The organism is Paenisporosarcina sp. P4_E4_2, assembly GCF_056401595.1.
In genome coordinates this window covers 1-1,038 of sequence record NZ_JBFUJC010000575.1, presented here as the reverse complement: position 1 = coordinate 1,038, position 1,038 = coordinate 1, and the positions used below count along the sequence as shown (strand labels likewise).

At 41.7% G+C, this 1,038-nt stretch carries 1 protein-coding gene; it reads right to left on the bottom strand.

The features are described 5' to 3' along the window. Positions 1 to 962: rod-share determining protein MreBH (gene mreBH / locus AC1DSB_RS19840; protein ID WP_477587487.1), on the bottom strand; the 962-nt coding region annotated here is incomplete at its 3' end. Positions 963 to 1,038: the final 76 nt, after the last annotated feature.

Below are 1,038 nucleotides of genomic sequence, written 5' to 3'. Positions count from 1 at the left end.
CCTGTACCGATTGCTACAGACTCAAGTGGTTGAGGGGCAATATGAACTGGTACGGAAATCTCGTTAGATAACCATTCTTGCATGCCTTTTAATAGGGCACCGCCACCAGTCAATACAACACCTTGGTCAACAATGTCACCAGATAGTTCTGGAGGACAGCTTTCAAGAGTTGCACGAATTGCTTCCAGAATAGAAAGTAACGATTCTTTCAAAGTCTCTTGAACTTCTACAGAACTGATTGTAATAGTTTTTGGAAGGCCTGTCATGACGTCACGGCCACGCACTTCCATTGTTTCCACTGTATGTGGAATCAAGGCGTACCCGACTTCCATTTTAATTCTTTCAGCTGTGCGTTCACCGATTAGCACATTGAATTGTTTACGGACAAAATGAATAATGTCTTCATCCATACGGTCTCCCGCAACTTTAACTGTATTAGACGATACGACACCGCCAAATGAAATGATCCCAACTTCAGTGGTTCCCCCACCAATATCAACAATGACACTTGCAATTGGTTCGCTGACAGGCAGGTCTGCTCCAATCGCAGCTGCTACAGGTTCTTCAATCAAATGTACTTCTTTAGCGCCACTATTTTTCACGGCATCATGAATTGCACGGCGTTCCACTGAAGTAGCGCCAGATGGTGTACATACCATAACGTTCGGTTTACGGACAGAGCTACCCATTTTTTTGCCTACTTTTTTCATGACCATACGCAACATATCTGTCGTTACATCAAAATCAGCAATGACGCCATCTTTCAATGGTCGAATAACTGTAATCGAACCTGGTGTTTTACCGATCATACTCTTCGCTTCTTCACCAAATGCGACAACTTGTCTAGTTTTTGTATCCACCGCTACTACCGATGGTTCATTTAATATAATGCCTTTATTTTTTGTATATACAAGGATATTAGCTGTTCCTAAATCAATCCCCAAATCAATACCTGAAAACATGCAGATTCCTCCCTTAAAACGGTTTGCTTCATAAGTATAGAGGATTTTAGTGCATAATCCATATGGTACTTAATGG